Raw genomic sequence first — 19,912 nt, 5'->3', positions numbered from 1 at the left:
GTGCAGCGTACCAGATGGGTATTTGATGATCGCCTTGATCATTTTGACACCCCCCACTTAGTTGACATGAAACATATCAGTCTCAAACCGAAACAATCAACCCATAAAAAGCCATATCAAAGATCAATATCTGACGATAGTCTAACTCCGACATTAACAGTGTTCAAAGAGATGCCATTACTTACTAAAACACTCTTCAGTCAACTGAAAGGAATCAGATCATGCCGACACTCAAGAATTTTGTTGCCGTCGATTGGCGCGCAGGAAAAGATAAAATTTACTTCTTCTTCAAAGACAGCAATACATATTCCAGATTTGATCTTGGCGAGAACAAGGTTGACGAGGGATATCCTGCCGAGATAACAGCCGATAACTGGGGAAGCTTTCACGCTCACGTCAAAGATCTGCGTTTCGGCTTTACAGTCACTGGGGTTGGGGGCTACCCGAACGGAGGTGATGACATTTTATGGCTGTTCTATTATGCCAATGGCACTCCAATGGTCTGTAAGTACGACCAGGATTACGACAAAGTAACCGGAACCTATCGACTTGAAGATTCGTTGTGGCACTCGCTACTTCCTTATTTCGACCGCATCGTGGCCGGCACATGGTGGGAAATATTCGGCTTCAAATATCTATTCAAGTTTTTGACGAATGATGGACACTACATCAACTTCAATTACAGAACACAAAAAACATCAATAAAACCCATCACACCTGACTCCTGGCCCGGATTGGGACCTTACAAAAACCGAATCATAACAGCCGTGCAAAACGACGCCCCGCTTTTCGACAGTTATTTCTATATCTTTCTGACCAACAACAGATACATCAGATACAACATAAAGGACAACAGGGCAGAGACAGGACCGACAATAATAGATGACGAATCCTGGCCAGGGTTGATACAAGACTGAGACGGCATCGGATTCCGCTGCCTGGGAGGATCATGCCTTGGGCCGGGGGACCGCTGTCTTTTCTCCAGACAGGTGCTTCCCCGCGCGTCATATATATATGTAACGCACGTCCTCCTTCTCACCTGAATAACCTGTGTGCGTACCACCCCAATTGTCCACTCACACAGGTATTGACTATGTATACACACTCATCCGCTTTGTCGACGCTGTTCAGCTTGCTCAACACATTGAGTTCGCTGATTGCCCGGTTGACCAATGAGCAAGAAACCGCCAGAAAAAAGGGGCTGGAGCTCTACAACCTGGGGGAATACCGGGATTCGGAGGCTTATCTGACCATTGCCGCCACCGCTGGGGATCGTAAATCGCAGTACGCACTCGCAGAAGTCATCAGGCGCCGGGAAAACAACCTCAAGAAAGAGGATAAAACCCACGCCGACAGAGATTGGTACGCCCTGGCAGCAGCTCAGGGCGACGTCTACGCCCTGCTGCGATTGGCCGATGACGCGTCCCTTGAGCAAGCCAAAACACTTGCGCAAGGGCGTGCCGACAGCGGCGATGGCGAAGCCATGCTTCAACTTTATGAAATAACCAAGGATATCGCCTGGCTGAAAAAATCGGCTGAAGCAGGTTTTCTGGAAGGGCAATACATACTCGCCATCGTGTATGACAAGGACCACACCCTCATTCCGGATGCGATTGAACGCAGGTCCACTATCGACCGTTGGCTCAAACGTGCGGCCGAGGCGGGGTTCTCCCGAGCGATGCACTGGTACAGCAATCGCCCACCCATTAGCCATGATCTTCCCGCCAGGAGAGAGTGGCTGATCAAAAGGGCGCAATTGAACGATGTAAACGCGGTGCTCGAGTACGGCTATGGGTTGGGTGGCGTCTATGAGGATGAGAATGGCATTGATACCGAATATGGCTTCGAGAAGAACCTGATCAAAAGTTACGGCCTCATTTGGCTGGTGCTCGATACCTCTCGGGAATCCCCGCGCTATAACACCGCGTTAAACAATCTTTCAATCATTGCGCAGGACATGTCCAAAGAAGACATAGAAGCCGGCAAGGCATTTGCGCAGGAGTGGAAGCGTACGCATCCCCCACTGTCGGAATTCAGATTGACCTACAGCGATCTTCAGTAAGCCATTAAGGATGATTCGCGCTGTGAATCCTGGATTTCAGCGCGAATCAGCCTGACTAATAATCATGTCCTGCTCGTTAACACCGGGTTAATCGGCAGCCATCATCGTGCTCGGCAATTGCAATGTTTAAGGCTTTGTCGATGCGCGGTTTTCTTGTTTTTCTTCTCTGGCTGTTCGCCAGCCTTGCTCAGGCGCAGCCGGGGAACAATCCATTCGACAGAAAACCCGACTTTCTACCCATCGAAAAAGCGTTCATCTTCACCTCCGAGCGCCTGGCGTCCGGTGAAACGCAATTGTTCTGGCAGATTGCCGACGGTTACTACCTGTACCAAAAACGCCTGAAGTTCGACGATTTGCCTGCGCAGTACAAACCGGTGTTGCCTGAAGGTGAAGCTCACAGCGATGAGTTTTTCGGTGAACAGCAGGTTTATCGCCAAGGCCTGGAACTGAAGATCCCGGCGGGTGCCAGCGGCCAGATCAAGGTGGGTTTCCAGGGCTGTGCCGATGCCGGGTTGTGTTATCCGCCCCACACTCAAGTGGTGTATTTAGGCAACACCACAATGCCGAGCCTTTTAAATGAGGCACCGGATCAAGCCTTGGCCAGCGACCTGCAACAACGGGCGCTGGGCTGGAGCCTGCTGGTGTTCTTCGGCTTGGGCCTGCTGCTGGCGTTCACGCCGTGCTCGTTGCCGATGTTGCCGATTCTGGCGGGGTTGATCGTTGGCAGTGGCGCCACGCCCAAGCGCGGTTTTGCACTGGCCGGCAGCTACGTGATCAGCATGGCACTGGTGTATGCGGCGATGGGCGTGCTGGCGGCATTGCTCGGTGCGAACCTTCAGGCGTTGCTGCAAAACCCTTGGTTGCTCGGCAGTTTTGCCGCGATTTTCGTGCTGCTGGCCTTGCCGATGTTCGGTTTCTTCGAGCTGCAATTACCGGTAGCGGTGCGTGATCGACTGGAACATGTTTCGCGCAATCAGCGCGGTGGCAACCTGATCGGTGCCGGTTTGCTGGGAGCCTTGTCCGGCCTGCTGGTGGGACCGTGCATGACCGCCCCATTGGCCGGCGCCCTGCTCTATATCGCCCAGAGCGGCAATGCGCTGCACGGCGGGCTGATTCTGTTCGCGATGGGCATCGGCATCGGTATACCGCTGCTATTGCTGGTGACCGTCGGCAATCGTTTCCTGCCCAAACCCGGCGCCTGGATGAACCTGCTCAAAGGCGTGTTCGGCTTCCTGTTCCTCGCTACTGCGCTGCTGATGCTGCGCCCGGTACTGGATGAATCGCTGTGGCTCGGCTTGTGCGGAGCCTTGCTGCTGATCGCCGCCTACAGCGCCTGGAAGCAGTCGCAGGGGTTTGGCCGCGTCGCCCATCTGTTCGGTGCCAGTTCATTGCTGTTGGGGCTGTGGGGCAGTCTGCTGGTGGTGGGTGCCGCCGGTGGCAGTGACGACCCGTACCAGCCGCTGCAGGTCTATAGCATCAGCCGTGACGGCACCGGCGCAAGCCCTGTCAGTCACGACGCCTTCATCACAATCAAGGAGCCAGCCGCACTGCAACGGGAGCTGGATGTCGCTCGGGCTCAAGGCCAATGGGTGCTGCTGGACTACTACGCCGACTGGTGTGTGGCGTGCAAAGTCATGGAAAAACAGGTCTTTGGCAAAGCGCAGGTCCTGCAAGCACTCAGCGATGTACGCTTGCTACGGCTGGACGTCACCGCCGACAATGCCGCCAGCCGCGAACTGCTCGGCCGTTATAAAGTGCCGGGGCCGCCAAGCCTGTTGTGGATCGGCCCCGACGGCGAAGAGCGCCGCAGCCAGCGCATCACCGGTGAGGTCGATGCCGGCACCTTCCTGCAACGCTGGACCACCACCCGAGACGCCCGTTAATGCTGACCTTTACCCTCGGCACCTTTGCCATCGCGCTTAATCACCTGCTGCTGATCAGTGCCCTGGCACTGGCGACTTTTGTCGGCTGGCGGGTGGCTAAGCGTGGTGGCGAGAACCCGGAGTCGGTGCTGTTCAGCCTGTTCCTGCTGGGCCTGCTGGCGGCCCGGGTCGGTTTCGTGATTGCCTACTGGGCGCAGTATCGCAACGATCCGTGGCAGATCATCGACCTGCGCGACGGTGGTTTTCTTGCCTGGCCCGGGGTGGTCGTGCTGTTGCTTGCCGCCGCGTATCGAGGCTGGCGTCGCCCGGGCCTGCGCAAGCCGTTGGGCTTTGGCGTGGCCTGCGGTCTGGCATTCTGGCTGCTGGCAACCTTCTCCCTGAATATTTACGAACAAGGCACGCGCCTGCCGCCGATCACCCTGCGCAATGCCGCCGGCCAAACGGTGCAACTCAGCGATTACCAGGGCGGCCCGCTGGTCATCAATCTTTGGGCCACCTGGTGCCCGCCATGCCGCCGGGAAATGCCGGTACTGGAAAATGCCCAGTTGCAACGCCCGGACCTGACCTTCCTGTTCGTCAACCAGGCCGAAAGCATGCAGAGCGTCGCCACCTTCCTCGAAACCCAGGGCCTGAGCCTGACTAACGTGCTGTTCGATGGCCGCGGTCGCTTGGGTCAGGCCGTGGGTTCCATGGCATTGCCGACTACGCTGTTCTATAGCCCCGACGGGCACCTGCTGGGCAGCCATCTGGGCGAGCTCTCTGAAGCCAGCCTGGCCCGCGCCCTGGAAAACTTCGACACCCCGAACCCGGCCATCCCGGCCACGCCTTCAAGGAAATTGCCATGCTCCGCCTCCGCCACCTGCTGACGTTAACCCTGGGTGCCGCCCTGCTGCACTTGCCGTCGGTACAGGCCGAAGAATTGCCTGAAGCGATCAAGAAGATCGAAGCCAAGGGCGCCAAAATCGTCGGCACCTTCGACGCCCCCGACGGCCTGCGCGGTTATGCAGCGCAGTACCAGAACCGCGGCATGGCGCTGTACCTGACCCCGGACGGCAAACATGTACTGCTGGGCAATTTGTACGACGCCGAAGGCAATGACATGAGCAGCGCGCCGTTGCAGAAACTGGTCTACGCGCCAATGGCCAAGGAAGTCTGGGGCAAGATGGAAGCGAGCAACTGGATCGGTGACGGCAACAAGGATGCACCGCGAATCGTCTATCTGTTCAGTGACCCGAATTGCCCGTACTGCAACATGTTCTGGGAACAGGCGCGGCCGTGGGTCAAGGCCGGCAAGGTGCAGTTGCGGCACATCATGGTCGGCATCATTCGCGAAGACAGCCCGGGTAAATCCGCCGCGCTGCTGGCTGCCAAAGACCCGCAAAAAGCGTTGGCAGACCACGAAAAATCCGGCAAGGACAGCTCGCTCAAAGCCCTGAAAGATGTGCCGCCGGCGATTCAGGCGAAACTCGCGGCGAACATGCAGTTGATGGAAGACCTGGAACTGGCCGCCACTCCAGCGATTTTCTACATGGATGACAAGGGCCAGCTGCAACAGCAGCAAGGTGCGCCGTCGCCGGATAAATTGGTGAAGATTTTGGGGCCGAAGTAATCCCACCGCCCCCATCGCGAGCAGGCTCGCTCCCACAGGGATATGCGGTCACCTGTGGGAGCGAGCCTGCTCGCGATGAGGCCATCAAAATCGGCTAATTTCTCCCGCCTAGAAACTTCAGCAGTGCATCTGTAACGAACTGCGGATTCTCCAGATTGGAGATATGCCCAGCCTCCGGCACCAGCACATACGGGCAACCAATCAACTCGGCCATTTCTCTGGTTTCCGACGGCGGTCGCGGTTTGTCCTGATCGCCGCACATCAACAGCGTGGTTTCAGGGTTCAGTTCACCCAGGCGCGGCAACAGATCATCACGACCAAAGGTAATCCGCCCCATTGGCACGATGCTTTCACGTAAGCGGTCGGCCGGCAGCGCAGCCAGTCTGGCGCGGAAATCCTGATACAGCGCCGATTGCGGATCGATGCCGGGCCGGAAAAAGATCGGCACCACGATGTCGAGCAACTGCGGTGAGATCACACCGCTGTCTTCGATCTGCTTGAACAGCGAGAAATAGTATTGGCGAGTCGGTTCCGGCTCGACGCCGACGTAGGTGTCCATCAGCACCAGACCGTTGAGCCGCTGCGGTGCTGACAGCGCCAGTCGAACGCCCCACATGGCACCGACCGAAAGACCGACCAGCGTGACCTTATGGATGTCCAGATGATCGAGCAATGCCAGGGCCTGGCGTGCCACGTCATCCAGCGAGTTTGTGCATTCGGGCATCCGCCCGGATTGGCCATGGCCCCACAGGTCCAGGGCGATGACCCGATAGTGCTGCGACAGCGCCGTAATCTGCGGCACCCACATAGCCTGATCCCACAGGTAACTGCCGGCCAGCAGTACCGCAGGGCCTGTGCCTTGATCTATGTAGTGAAGCGCTTGTCCGTCAACCGTTACGAAGGGCATCGACTGTCTCCCTGGTGAAATAATATCCATTAAAAAAGCACAGGAAGACTGAGCCGGTGGCGATCGGCAGTCAACCCGAACCTTATGTGGTGTTTGCACTGGCCCTTTCGCGAGCAAGCCCGCTCCCACACTGGATCTGTATTCGCAAGCCCCATGTGGGAGCGGGCTTGCTCGCGAAGGGGCCTTCACAAACGCTAAAGAATTACAGCCCCTCCAACGCCGCCATCAGGTCATTCAACCGATCCACCTTTTCCTCGGTAATGTCGCTCGCCGCCAACCCCTCGATGTACTCGGCCAGCTCCGCCACCGTGCTGCACTCGAACATCGCCCGCAGCGGCACGTTGCGTTGCAGGGTTTTTTGCACCCGCGAGGCGATCTGTGTGGCCAGCAGCGAATGCCCGCCGAGCTCGAAGAAGTTGTCACGCACGCCGACCTTCTCGACCTTCAACACCTCGGCCCAAATATCGGCCAGGGTCTGCTCCAGCTCGTTGCGCGGCGCCTGATAGTCCTGGCTTTGCAACTGGCCAATCTCCAGTGCCGGCAAGGCCTTGCGATCGAGTTTGCCGTTGGCGTTGAGCGGCAGCTTGTCGAGCCACAACCAGTGCAGCGGCACCATGTATTCCGGCAACTCTGCGCGCAGACGTTGCTTGATACGCTCCAGTCGTTCATTCGGATTCAGCGCCGAATCCGCTGCAACCAGATAGCCGACCAAATGCTTGCCGTTGACGCCTTCCTGCACACCCACCGCCGCGTCGCGAACTTCCGGCTGCTCGTGCAGACGGGCTTCGATTTCACCCAGTTCGATGCGGTAACCGCGGATTTTCACTTGATGGCCGATACGCCCGACGTATTCCAGCACGCCGTCGCTGCGACGTCGGGCCAGGTCACCGGTGCGATACAGGCGATCCCCCGGTGCGCCGAACGGGTTCGGCACAAACACCTGAGCGGTACGCAACGGATCGCTCACATAGCCACGACCCACGCCAATGCCGGCCACACACAACTCACCCACCGCTCCCAATGGCACCAACTCCAGCGCGCCATCGAGCAGGTACAAACGGTTGTTATCGGTCGGCGTACCAATCGGCAAGTAATTGCCACGTGTCGAGGCCAGATCAACGCGGAAGAACGCCACATCGTCGGAGCATTCCGCCGGCCCATAGGCGTTCACCAAACCGATCTGCGGATAACGCAGCAACCATTGATACGCCAGCTCCGGCGGCATCGCTTCACCCGTCGGCAGCATCCAGCGCAGGCCATCGAGGCTCATGCGGTCCTGGGCGAGCATGCCCTGAATCAGCGACGGCACGCTTTCCAGCACGGTGATGCCCTGGCTCTGAACGTGAGCCAACAAGCCTTGCGGATCGTGGGCGATGCTGTTCGGCACGATGTCCACCCGAGCACCGAACAACGGCGCCGCGAGGAACTGCCAGACCGAAATGTCGAAGCTTTGCGAAGCGGTCTGCGCGATCACGTCGGCGTCGCTCAGTTTCAGGTACGGCACCTTGCTCAACTGGTTATTGAGCATGCCGCGCTGCTCGACCATCACGCCCTTCGGCAGGCCGGTGGAACCCGAGGTGTAAATCACGTAAGCGAGGTTGTCCGGGCCGCTGTAAATGCCCGGATTGGCCACCGATGCATCGCTCGCCTGCACGTCTTCCCAAACCAGCAATCGAGGTCGATTGGCACAACCGAACTCTTCCAGCAGCGCGATGGCTTGTTCACGACACGCCTGAGTGCAGACCAGCAACGGCGTGCGGCTCAGGTCGATGATCCGGCTCAGGCGCTGGCTCGGCAGGCCCGGGTCCAGCGGCAGGTAACCGGCACCGGCCTTGAAGCTGCCAATGATCATGCCCAACAGATCGAGGTTACGTTCAGCGAGCAACGCCACCGGTTGATCCAGGCCGACGCCGGCCGCAATCAGCGCATGGCCGAGACGGTTGCTGCGCTGGTTCAGCTCAACGTAGCTGTGTTGCTGATCCAGGCAACTGGCGGCAACTCGCTGCGGATGCTTGGCGACCTGCGCTTCGAACAACGAGACATAGCTGTGCTCCAGCGGGTAGTCGTATTCGCTCTGGTTGCAGCCATGGATCAGGAAGTCTTTTTCCTCGGTGCCCAGCAGCGGCAGGTCGGCCATGTCGCCATGGAAGCCTTCGACCAGCGCCAGCAGCAGGCGCTTGAATTCGCCGAGCATGCGCTCGACCGTGGATTCATCGAAATAACGCTGGTCGTAGGACAGGTGCAAGCCAAGGTCATCCCCCGGATAACACACCGCCGTCAACGGGAAGTTGGTGTGGGTGCGGCCCGAATCCGAGGTCGCGTTGAAGCTTTGCGCACGGTCCAGCACCGAGACTTCCACCGGCGCGTTTTCGAACACGAACAGGCTGTCGAACAGCGGCTGGCCTTTAGGCAGTTCGCTGTTTTCCTGAATGCTCACCAGCGGCAGGTATTCGTATTCGCGCAGTTGCATGTTGCTGTCGAGCAAATCGCTGAGCCACTGACGAACGCTGCAACGCTGATCGTCCTCGGGCATTTTCACCCGCAGGGCGATGCTGTTGATGAACAGCCCGACGGTGCGCTGCATCTCTGGCATCTGCACCGGACGCCCGGCCACCGTGACGCCGAACAGCACGTCGCGATCACCGCTCAGGCGACGCAGCACCAGCGCCCACGCCGCTTGGGCGAAGGTGTTGATGGTCAGCTGATGGGCCTGGGCCAGCTCGCGCAGTTGCGCACCATCGCGGGCATCGAGCCGTGTGTAGCGGTCGCCGACGATCATGCCGCCGCTGTCGCCGGCATGTTCACGCAGGAATGGCCGGTCACTCGGAATCGGCGTGGTGCGCTCGAAACCTCGCAGGTTCTGCTGCCACCACTGCCGCGCTTCGGCCAGGCTCTGGCGTTGCAGCCAGCCGATGTAATCGCGATAACGCGGCGGCACGGCCAGCTGCGCTTCGCGACCTTCGCCGAGGGCGGTGTAGATCTCGAAGAAATCGTTCATCAGCAACGAACGGCACCAGGCATCGATGAGGATGTGGTGGTTGCTCATCATGAACCAGTAACGCGCCGCGCCCACGCGGATCAAGCGCAGGTGGAACGGTGCCTGGTTGAGCAAATCGAACCCGGCCTCGCGCTCGCTTTTCAGCAGTGCCTGCAACTTCGGCTCTTGCTCGGTTTCGGCAACCGCGCTCCAGTCCAGATATTCGATCGGCGTGCTGCCCGGTTTGTGGATCACTTGCAGCATGTCTTCGCCAACGTTCCAGCAGAACGAGGCGCGCAAGGCTTCGTGTCGGGCGATCACCGCTTGCCAGGCTTGGGTGAAACGTTGTGGGTCGAGTTCGCTGTTGATGCGGTAGCGATCCTGCATGTAGTAGAGGCCGGTGCCCGGTTCGAGCAAGGTGTGCAGCAGCATGCCTTCCTGCATCGGGGTCAGCGGGTAGACGTCTTCGATCATCGCCGCCGGGACGGGCAATGCGTCGAGTTGCGGCGGAGTCAGTCTGGCCAGCGGGAAGTCCGACGGTGTCAGGCCGCCCGCGTTGTCGCTCAGGCAATGCTGGATCAGGCTTTGCAATTCGCCCAGATACGCCTCTGCCAGTTCGGTGATGGTTTGCAGGTCATGGCGTTCGGCGCTGAAGGTCCAGCGCAGCACCAACTCACCGCCATACACCTGACTGTCGACGCTCAGCTCGTTGGGCAGCGGAGCGTGTGGATCGTGGGCCGCGCCCACTGGTTCATCCAGCGGACGGAACAGCGCATCACTGCCGAAGCTCTGGTCGAACTGCCCCAGGTAGTTGAAGGTGATCGGCGCCACCGGCAGCGCGGCCATGGTCTGACGGCACACACCGTCGGCCAGATAACGCAGCACGCCATAACCCAAACCTTTGTGCGGTACCGCGCGCAGTTGCTCCTTGATCGCCTTGATCGAGGCGCCCTGCTCTGCCACAGGTGTCAAACGCAGCGGGTAAGCACTGGTGAACCAGCCAACGGTGCGGGTCAGGTCGATCTCGTCGAACAGGGTTTCGCGGCCATGGCCTTCGAGTTGAATCAACGCCGATTCGTGACCGCTCCAGCGGCACATCACACGGGCCAATGCGGTCAGCAGCAGGTCATTGACCTGGGTGCGATAGGCCGTCGGCGCCTGTTGCAGCAGTTGGCGGGTACGCTCGCTATCGAGGCGCACGCTGACGGTTTGTGCGTGACGATTCTGTTGACCGCCCTGAGGCCGATCACACGGTAATTCAGCGCTTGGGCCGGCCAATTGCGCCTGCCACCAGCTCAACTCTTCACGCAGGGATTCGCTGCCGGCGTAAGCCTGCAACCGCGCGGCCCAGTCCCTGAAGGCACTGGTTTTCGCCGGCAGTTTTACTGGCTGTCGGGACTCGAGTTGACGATAAACCGTTTGCAGATCGTCCAGCAGCACCCGCCACGACACCCCGTCCACCACCAAGTGGTGAATGGCAATGAACAGCCGTTGTTGCCCCTCGGAATCGTCGACCAGCAGCGCCCGCATCAGCGGCCCTTGCTCAAGGTCGAGGCTGCGTTGGGCATCGGCGAACAGCGCCGCGCAGTTGTCCATGGCCGGCACGTGCACCTGCCACAGCACGGCGGCGTCAGAAACCGCCTGGTGCCGGGCCTGCCAATGGCCGTCAACCTCGGTGAAACGCAGGCGCAAGGCGTCGTGCTGTTCGATCACTGCCAGCAGCGCTTGCTCCAGACGATGCGGTTCCAGTGCCACCGCTGGTTCCAGCAGCAACGCTTGGTTCCAGTGTTGACGCTCCGGGATTTCAGTGTCGAAGAACCAGTGTTGAATCGGCGTCAAATGCGATTCGCCCGTCAGCAAACCTTGCTCGGCCGTGACCTGCTCGGTGCTGGTTGCCACCGCACCCAGCGTCTGCACAGTCTGGTGCTGGAACAGGTCACGCGGGCTGAAGTGGATGCCCTGCTGGCGCGCTCGGCTGACCACCTGGATCGACAGAATCGAATCGCCGCCCAGCTCGAAGAAGTTGTCGTTGAGGCCCACTTGCTGGACGTTCAGCACTTCGCACCAGATGCCGGCCAGGGTCAGTTCAAGTTCGTTGCTTGGCGCCACGTATTGCTGACGGTTCAGCTCCGGGTCCGGAGCAGGCAATGCACGACGGTCGAGTTTGCCGTTGGCGGTCAGCGGCATGCTGCCCAGCAGGATCAAGTGGGTCGGCACCATGTAATCCGGCAACTGAGCTTTGAGGTGATTCTTCAAGGCTTCGCGCAGTGTGGCTTGTTGTGATTCGTCCTGCTCGGCCACATCGCTGACCAGATAGCCCACCAGTTGTTTGCCGCTCGGTGCATCGAGCGCCAGAACGACGGCTTCACGGATCGATTCATGTTCCAGCAGACGGGTTTCGATCTCTCCCAGTTCGATGCGGAAACCACGGATCTTCACTTGATGGTCGATGCGGCCGAGGTACTCGACCAACCCATCGGCGCGCTGACGGACAAGGTCGCCGGTGCGGTACAAACGCCCGCCGTTCGCTGCAAAGGGGTCGGCGACAAACCGTTCGGCAGTCATGCCCGGACGCTGGTGATACCCCTGCGCCAGGCCGGCACCGCCGACGTACAACTCGCCCGTCGCGCCTTGCGGTACCAACGCCAGATCGGCATCGAGGATGTACGCCACCCGCGCGCCGATCACGCTGCCGATCGGCACGCTGCCCAGCCCCTCCTCCAATTGCTCGGGCGCCAGGCTGGCGAGCGGCATGACCACGGTTTCGGTCGGGCCATAAGCGTTGAAAAACAGGCTCGGTTTGAACGCCGCGCGAATCCGTTGCAGGTGTTCGCCGGTCAGGGCCTCGCCGCCGGTGATGCACATGCGCACCGGCAGGGTTTCGCCCTGGGTCGCCAGCCATTGCGCCAACTGGCTGCCGTAGCTCGGGGTGAAACCAAGAATGTTGATGTTATGGCGACGAATCAGCCCACAGATTTCTTCTGCATCCCACTGGCCTTGCGCACGCAGGATCACCTGCGCACCGCTCAACAGCGGCACCAGCAGACGTTCGGTCGCGGCATCGAAGTTGATCGAATAGAAGTGCAACTCGCAGTCATCCGGGCGCATACCGAAGCGTTCGATCACGGCGCGGCAATGCATGGCGATTTCACCGTGGGACACCACCACGCCTTTCGGTTTGCCGGTGGAGCCCGAGGTGTAAATCAGATACGCCTGATGTTGCGGCAGGCTGATAAACGGCAGCTCAGTGGCCGGGTAATTGGCCAGTTCGACGGCATCTTCTTCCAGGCACCAGCGGCCGACGCTGGCCGGCAGTTCACCGAGGGCCGCGAACATCGCCGCATCGCTGAGCAGCACACCGATGCCGCTGTCTTCGATCATGTAGTGCAAGCGGTCCAGCGGGTACTCCGGGTCCAGCGGCACATAGGCGCCGCCCGCCTTGAGGATCGCCAGCAGGCCGACGACCATCTCCAGCGAACGCTCCAGGGCCAGACCGACCCGAACCTGCGGCCCGACTCCACGCTCGCGCAGCATCCAGGCCAGACGATTGGCGCGACTGTCGAGCTCGGCGTAGCTCAGGGTTTGCCCGGCGAACGTCAGGGCCGGTGCGTCCTTACGCACCAGCGCCTGCTCGCTGAACAGGTGATGAATGCACTGATCGAGGCGATGCTCGCCCGGCTCGACGCCGAGGCTGTCGAGCAGGTTTTGCTGTTCAGTGGCTTCCAGCAACGGCAGTTCGCTGAGGCGCTGTTGCGGATCGGCGAGCAACGCTTCCAGCAGGTTGCGCCAGTGCCCGGCCATGCGCGCAATGCGCGGCTCATCGAACAAATCGGTGCTGTAGGTCAGGCAGCAACCGAGGCGATGGTCGAGGTCGGTGACTTCCAGGTTGAGGTCGAACTTGGTCGCTCGCGCATCGTTGGCCAAGTACTCGACGGTCATCCCGGCCAGGGTGCGACTCTGCTGGAATTCCCAGCGCTGCACGTTGCACATCACCTGGAACAGCGGGTTGTAAGCCGCACTGCGCGGTGGCTGCAAGGCTTCCACCAGATGATCGAACGGCAGGTCCTGATGGGACTGGCCTTCGATCACGGTGTGGCGAACCTGCTCGAACAACTCGCCGACAGACATCTGCCCGTCGAGCTGGCAACGCAGCACTTGCGTGTTGAGGAATGCGCCAATCAGCCCTTCGCTTTCCGGGCGAATGCGGTTGGCCACCGGCGCACCGATGCGCAGGTCGGTCTGGCCGCTGTAGCGGTAAAGCAGCACCGCCAGCGCGGCAGTCATGGTCATGAACAGGGTCAGACCGTTATAGGCATTGAAGGCACGAACCCGCGCCGCGAGGTCATCACTCAGATCGAAGCGGAACAGTTCGCCCTGATGGCTTTGCACCGGCGGACGGGGACGATCGGCCGGCAGTTCCAGCAGCGGATGTTCGCGGCCCAGTTGCGCGGTCCAGTAATCGAGCTGACGCTGACGTTCGCCGGATTCCAGCCACTGCCGTTGCCACACGCTGTAATCCAGGTACTGCACCGGCAGCGGTTGCAGCGGCGAATCTCGGTCATCGACGAAGGCTTCATAGAGCGCGCTCAGTTCCCGGGCGAAGATGTCCATCGCCCAACCTTCGGTGACGATGTGGTGCAGAGTCAGGACGAAGTAATGCTCCTGCTCGGCGGTCTTGACCAGACAAGCTCGCAGCAGCGGTCCGGTTTCCAGATCGAAAGGTTTATGGGCTTCATCATCGGCCAGTTGCTGGACCTGCCATTCGCGGCCATCGGCATCCAGCGTGGTGAAATCCTTCCAGTCCATGCGCAGGCGGGTGTCTGGATGAACCTGTTGCCGGGCCACGCCGTCGACGCTCGGGAAGGTCGTACGCAGGGTTTCGTGACGCATGATCAGCGCTTGCAATGCCGCTTCGAAACGCCCGACATCCAGCACGCCGCGCAACCGCGCCATGCCGCCGACGTTGTAGGCCGGGCTGTCCGGTTCCATCTGCCAGAGGAACCACATCCGTTGCTGAGAATAGGACAGTGGCACCGGTTGGCTGCGGTCGACCTTCTCGATCGGCGGCTGTTTGTTGGTTTTGCCGCTGGCCTGGATCAAGCGAACCTGTTCGGCAAACGCGCCCAGTTCACTGGCTTCGAACAGCGCACGCAATGGCAACTCGACGTCGCAGACCTGGCGGGTACGGGAGATGATTTGCGTGGCCAGCAAAGAATGGCCGCCGAGGGCGAAGAAGTCGTCGCGCAGGCCGATCTGCGTTTGGCCCAGCACCTCGCGCCAGATACCGGCGATTTGTTGTTCAAGGGCAGTGACCGGTTCGACATGTTCGCGGATTTGCCACTGAGGTTCCGGCAAGGCGCGACGGTCGAGTTTGCCGCTTGGGCTCAGGGGCATTTCATCCAGACGCATGAGTTGCGCCGGAACCATGTATTCCGGCAGCTCAGCCGCCAGCGCGGTTTTCAGGCGCGTGGTTTGAGCATCGATGGTTTCGCTGGTTTCGGTGGCGGTGTAGTAACCGATCAACTGTCCGCCCGCCGCCGTTTCGCGCACCAGCACCACCGCTTGGGCGACGCCAGCCTGCGCCAACAGACGCGCTTCGATCTCTTCCGGCTCGACACGAAAACCACGCAGTTTGACTTGCTGATCGAGACGTCCGAGGTATTCGATCACGCCGTCGGCGGTCCAGCGAGCACGGTCGCCGGTGCGGTACAGACGTGCGCCCTGTTCGCCCAGCGGATCGACCACAAAGCGTTCGGCGGTCAGCGCCGGACGGCCGAGATAGCCTCGGGCCAAACCGAGACCGCTGATGCACAGTTCACCCGGCACACCGGCCGGTACCGGGTTGAGGTCGCTGTCGAACACGCGGCACAGCACGTTGCCCAATGGCCGGCCAATCGGCGAGCGCTCGCCATCTGCGGTTGTGCAATGCCAGTGGGTGACGTTGATCGCGGTTTCGGTCGGGCCATAGCGGTTGTGCAGTTGCACCGCTGGCAGTTGCGCCAACACCCGGTTTCGCAGTTCGGCGGGCAAGGCTTCGCCGCCTGAGAACAGTCGGCGCAGGCTGGTACATTCGGCGCTGAGTGGTTCGTCGATGAACAACGAAAGCAACGGTGGTACGAAGTGCAGTGTGGTCACGCCGAATTGCTGGACCAGTTGGGCGATGCGGTGCGGATCGCGGTGTTCGTCAGGGCCGGCGATCAGCAGGCGGCACCCGGTGATCAGCGGCCAGAAGCACTCCCACACCGACACGTCGAAACTGATCGGTGCTTTTTGCATCAGCACATCGGTTTGGTCCAGACGGTAGGCGGCTTGCATCCATTGCAGGCGTTCAGCGAGGGCCGCGTGAGTATTGCCGACGCCCTTCGGCTGACCGGTGGAACCGGAGGTGTAAATCACGTAGGCCAGGTTGTCGCCGTGCAGGTGCAGACCGGGCGCATGGCTTGGCCAGTTCTCCAGATGCAGGGCGTCCATGGCAATCACGCTGACGCCGTCGGTGGCCGGCAGGCGGTCGAGTAACCCGGTTTGGGTCAGCAGCAGTTCGACACCACTGTCGCTGAGCATGTAGGCCAGGCGCTCGGCCGGGTAGTCCGGGTCCAGCGGCACATAAGCGCCACCGGCCTTGATGATCGCCAGCAAGCCAATCAACAACTGCGGCGAGCGCTCGGCGGCGATGGCCACGCACACGTCCGGGCCGACACCTTTGTCGCGCAGGTAATGCGCCAGGCGGTTGGCCTGGGCGTGCAGTTCGGCGAAATCCAGGTTGCCACCGTCCCACAGCAGCGCAGTGCGCTCCGGGGTCTGGCGCGCTTGTTCGTTGAGCAACTCAGGCAGCCATTGATTGGCGGGTGTACACGATGCGGCGCTCCAGTCGGATTGCTGATCGTGCTCGCTCGGGGCCAGCAGTTGCAGGTCGCCGATAGCGGCTTTCGGTTGCTCACAAATGGCTCGCAGCAGGTTGCTGAAATGCTCGGCCAGGCGCTCGATGGTCGCCCCGTCAAACAATTCGCTGGCGTAGTCGAACGACAGGCTCAAGCGCCCGTTACGGTCTTCTTCGCTATGCAGTTGCAGGTCGAACTTGGCTTCGCGACTGTGCCACGGCAGCTCTTCGGCGAGCAGTCCCGGCAAGCGACGCAGCGCAGTGAGATCCCGTTGCTGATGGTTGAACATCACCTGGAACAAGCCCTGCTCGCGGGCCTGGGGGAAGGCTTCGAGCAGTTGTTCGAACGGCAGGTCCTGATGCGCTTGCGCGCCCAATGCGGCTTGACGGGTTTGCGCCAGCAACTCAACGAACGGCAGTCGCGAATCCACCTCGGCACGCAACACCTGGGTGTTGATGAAGAAGCCGATCAGCCCTTGGGTTTCCAGACGCGGACGGTTGGCATTCGGTATGCCGATGCGGATGTCGCGTTGACCGCTGTAGCGATGCAGCAGGCTCTGGAATGCTGCGAGCAGCAGCATGAACGGCGTCGATTCATGGGCCTGGGCGGTCTGGCGAATGACATCGCTCAGGTTCGCGTTCAAACGCAGCGTGTGGCGGGCGGCGCTGTGAATGTGTTGCGCCGAACGCGGATGATCGGTGGCCAGGCTCAGGGTCGGATGCTCGTCACCCAACTGTTCTTTCCAGTAAGCGAGTTGTCGCTCGCCCTCCCCTTGCGCCAACCACTGACGCTGCCAGCTGCCGTAGTCGGCGTATTGAGTTAGCAACGCTGGAAGGCTGGCGGTCTGGCCTTGAGAGGCTGCCGCATACAGGCGCGAGAACTCGTCGATCAGCACGTTCATCGACCAGCCGTCGGCGATGATGTGGTGCATCGTCACCAGCAGTTGATGGTCTTCATCGCCGAGGCGCACCAACGTCACCGACAGCAGCGGGCCTTTTTCCAGATCGAACCGGGTGCGGGCTTCGTCCTCGCGGATTTGCTGCGCTCGGGCTTCACGCTCGGCGGCTGGCAGGTCGCTGATGTCGATTACTTGCAGGTTGAATTCGCCGGCAGCAATGACCTGTTGCAGGGCCATACCGTCCCGCTCGAAAAATCGCGTGCGCAGGGATTCGTGACGTTCGATCAGTTGCTGGAAACTGGCGAGCAAGGCGTCTTCGTCCAGTTCGCCGCGCAGGTGCAAGGCACCGGGAATGTTGTAGGCGCTGCTCTGCGGGTCGAGTTGCCAGGTGATCCACAAACGGTTTTGTGCCAGGGATTGCGGTATGGCGTCGCTGCGCGACAAAGGCATGATCGCACCTTGGGCCACACCGCCATCCTGTTGTTGCTGAGCGACTGCGGCAGCGAATGCGCTGAGGGTCGGCGCTTCGAACAGCAGGCGCAGATTTAGCTCCAGCCCCAACGCTTCACGCAGGCGTGCGACCACTTGAGTGGCGGCGATGGAGTTGCCGCCGAGCAGGAAGAAGTGATCATCGGCGTTGACCTGCTTGACCTGCAATTGCTCGCACCAGAGCTGGCCGATCAACGTTTGCAGCTCAGAGCCCGATTCAGTTTCGGATGGGTTGGCGATGTCTGTCGACGGGAACAGCGCATAGCTGTCGAGGCTGCCATCGGCCAGGCGATTGCGGCACGCCGAGCGTTGCAACTTGCCGCTGGACGTCTTCGGCAGCGCCCCCGGATTGAGCAACACCACCACGCTCGGCGCTTGCTGATACGCCTCGGCCACCGCTTGACGGATGGCTTTTATCAACGCCTCGGGCGGCAGAATTTTCTGCACGCTGCGGCTGATTTCCGCGACGATGCCGATGCCTTCCTGCCCCTCGATGTTGACTGCAAATGCGGCCACGCGACCTTTGCGCACCACCTCCACTTCACGCTCGATGGTCTGCTCGATGTCCTGCGGATAAAGGTTGTGACCGCGCACGATCAGCATGTCTTTCAGACGCCCGGTGATGAACAGCTCACCGTCACGCATAAAGCCCAGGTCGCCAGTGCGCAGCCAGGTGCGACCGGCGTGCTGGACGAACGTTTGGGCCGTGGCTTCGGGGTTGCGCCAGTAGCCATGAGCGATGCTCGGCCCGCTGGCCCAGACTTCACCGATCGCGTTATCGGCGAGTTCTTCGAGCGATACGGAATCGACAATCAGCACCGCGTGATCCGGCTGGCTGATGCCGCAGCTCATGATCGGACTGCCATCGCCCGGTTCGGCTCGGTTCTGCGCGAGCACCTGATCATCCACGCGCAACGATGGAATGCCCTGGCCGCGCGGGCTGCCGGCCACGAACAACGTGGCTTCCGCCAGGCCGTAAGAGGCCATGAAACTGTCCGAGGTAAAGCCACAGGCCGCGAACTTCTCGGCGAAGCGGTCCAGGGTGTCGAGGCGAATCGGTTCGGAACCGGAATACGCCACGCGCCAGCCACTCAGGTCGAGGCGCTCCAGCGCCGATTCGCTGACCCGTTCGCTGCACAGTCGATAGGCGAAGTCCGGCCCGCCGCTGATGGTGCCGCCGTATTCGCTGATCGCCTCCAGCCAGCGCAATGGTCGGCCGAGGAAGTAGGCCGGCGACATCAACACACAGGGCACGCCGCTGAAAATCGGCTGCAACAAGCCGCCGATCAAGCCCATATCGTGGTACAGCGGCAGCCAGCTGACGATCACGTCGTCGGGGTTCAGGTCGATGCCGAATCCGTGGCGAATCAATAGCTCGTTGGCCACCAGGTTGCCGTGACTGACTTGCACGCCTTTAGGCAACGCAGTGGAGCCGGAGGTGTATTGCAGGAACGCAATGTGATCGCCGTGCAAGTCCGGCGCAACCCAATGCTCGGCCAGGGCGCTATCGAGGGTGTCGACACACAGCAGCGGCGGCGCCTCGTCGATTTGCAGTAGCGCGTCGCGCTGGTCGGCGCTGGTCAGCAGCAAGCGCGGTTCGGCATCGCTAATGATCGACAGCAGACGTTCCTGGTGATGACGACGGGTCGATTCAGGCGGATAGGCTGGCACCGCGATCACGCCGGCGTACAGACAGCCAAAAAACGCCGCGACGTAATCCGGGCCGCTGGGAAACAGCAACACCGCGCGATCGCCAAATGACGTCTCGGCCTGCAACGCGCCGGCAATGGTTCGCGCCCGTTGATCGAGCTCACGATAACTGAGCACCACAGCCTGATCCTGGGTTTCGGCGAGAAAACGCAAGGCCACCCGGTCCGGCGTCAGGGCCGCGCGGCGCTGAAGGGCTTGGACCAGTGTGCTAGGGAGTTCGAACGCGTCGGTCATGAGGTTTCCTGCCTGAATTCGGCTTGCAAGTGGAATCGGTTTTCGTACGTCACGCCCGTTCATGGGCATGCAGGACGCGGTCTTCGCCGACCGCGCAAGGCTTGAGAATGCTGGTTTGGCCGGGGCTTGCGCCCGCAGCCATTCACCAATGAGAACGGATGAAGTCTTGAAATAATTAGTCGCCAGGCTTGAGCGCCGGCAGGCTTGCAGTCAGGTAGGTGAGTCAGCGTGTCGCAGTTCTCACTCTGCTCTTATGCGGAGCATT

General features: G+C 60.7%; 7 protein-coding genes. 5 read left to right on the top strand and 2 right to left on the bottom strand.

The window, feature by feature from the left end; all coding sequences use genetic code 11:
• Positions 1–221 precede the first annotated feature (221 nt).
• The 5 genes from IB250_RS11140 to dsbG all read left to right on the top strand — a co-directional run bounded on the left by IB250_RS11140 (position 222) and on the right by dsbG (position 5,554).
• The gene (locus IB250_RS11140; protein ID WP_192344124.1) at positions 222–917 is read left to right on the top strand and encodes a hypothetical protein; all 696 of its coding nucleotides are present in this window, start codon (positions 222–224) and stop codon (positions 915–917) included.
• A 176-nt stretch (positions 918–1,093) separates the two neighbouring features.
• Positions 1,094–2,062, top strand: coding sequence for a tetratricopeptide repeat protein (locus tag IB250_RS11135; RefSeq protein WP_192344123.1), 969 nt, complete (start codon positions 1,094–1,096; stop codon positions 2,060–2,062).
• 140 nt (positions 2,063–2,202) lie between these two features.
• Entirely contained in the window at positions 2,203–3,945 is a 1,743-nt protein-coding gene (dsbD, locus tag IB250_RS11130; RefSeq protein WP_192344122.1) for a protein-disulfide reductase DsbD, read from the top strand.
• A complete protein-coding gene (locus IB250_RS11125; protein ID WP_192344121.1) occupies positions 3,945–4,811 on the top strand; it encodes a TlpA disulfide reductase family protein in 867 nt (288 codons plus the stop codon). Before dsbD ends, IB250_RS11125 begins: the two co-directional genes overlap by 1 nt.
• Positions 4,787–5,554: a thiol:disulfide interchange protein DsbG gene (dsbG, locus tag IB250_RS11120; protein ID WP_192344120.1), complete on the top strand. Its 768-nt coding sequence runs from the start codon at positions 4,787–4,789 to the stop codon at positions 5,552–5,554. Before IB250_RS11125 ends, dsbG begins: the two co-directional genes overlap by 25 nt.
• Before the next feature lie 94 nt (positions 5,555–5,648).
• Here the strand turns inward: dsbG and IB250_RS11115 are convergent, their stop codons facing one another.
• Together IB250_RS11115 and IB250_RS11110 are read right to left on the bottom strand one after the other, a co-directional pair.
• Positions 5,649–6,461, bottom strand: coding sequence for an alpha/beta fold hydrolase (locus IB250_RS11115; RefSeq protein WP_192344119.1), 813 nt, complete (start codon positions 6,459–6,461; stop codon positions 5,649–5,651).
• 202 nt (positions 6,462–6,663) lie between these two features.
• Complete coding sequence (locus IB250_RS11110) at positions 6,664–19,647, bottom strand: non-ribosomal peptide synthetase (protein ID WP_192344118.1); 12,984 nt, start codon at positions 19,645–19,647, stop codon at positions 6,664–6,666.
• Positions 19,648–19,912: the final 265 nt, after the last annotated feature.

This window comes from Pseudomonas sp. PDM09 (assembly GCF_014852305.1).
In the GTDB taxonomy this organism is placed as follows: Bacteria; Pseudomonadota; Gammaproteobacteria; order Pseudomonadales; family Pseudomonadaceae; genus Aquipseudomonas.
The sequence above is the reverse complement of the archived record's forward strand: the minus strand, read 5'-3'. Positions and strand labels throughout refer to the sequence as shown.

Coding starts and splice junctions, on each gene's coding strand:
- IB250_RS11140 (WP_192344124.1), top strand. CDS start 222: ATGCCGACACTCAAGAATTTTGTTGCCGTCGATTGGCGCGCAGGAAAA.
- IB250_RS11135 (WP_192344123.1), top strand. CDS start 1,094: ATGTATACACACTCATCCGCTTTGTCGACGCTGTTCAGCTTGCTCAAC.
- dsbD (WP_192344122.1), top strand. CDS start 2,203: ATGCGCGGTTTTCTTGTTTTTCTTCTCTGGCTGTTCGCCAGCCTTGCT.
- IB250_RS11125 (WP_192344121.1), top strand. CDS start 3,945: ATGCTGACCTTTACCCTCGGCACCTTTGCCATCGCGCTTAATCACCTG.
- dsbG (WP_192344120.1), top strand. CDS start 4,787: ATGCTCCGCCTCCGCCACCTGCTGACGTTAACCCTGGGTGCCGCCCTG.
- IB250_RS11115 (WP_192344119.1), bottom strand. CDS start 6,461: ATGCCCTTCGTAACGGTTGACGGACAAGCGCTTCACTACATAGATCAA.
- IB250_RS11110 (WP_192344118.1), bottom strand. CDS start 19,647: ATGACCGACGCGTTCGAACTCCCTAGCACACTGGTCCAAGCCCTTCAG.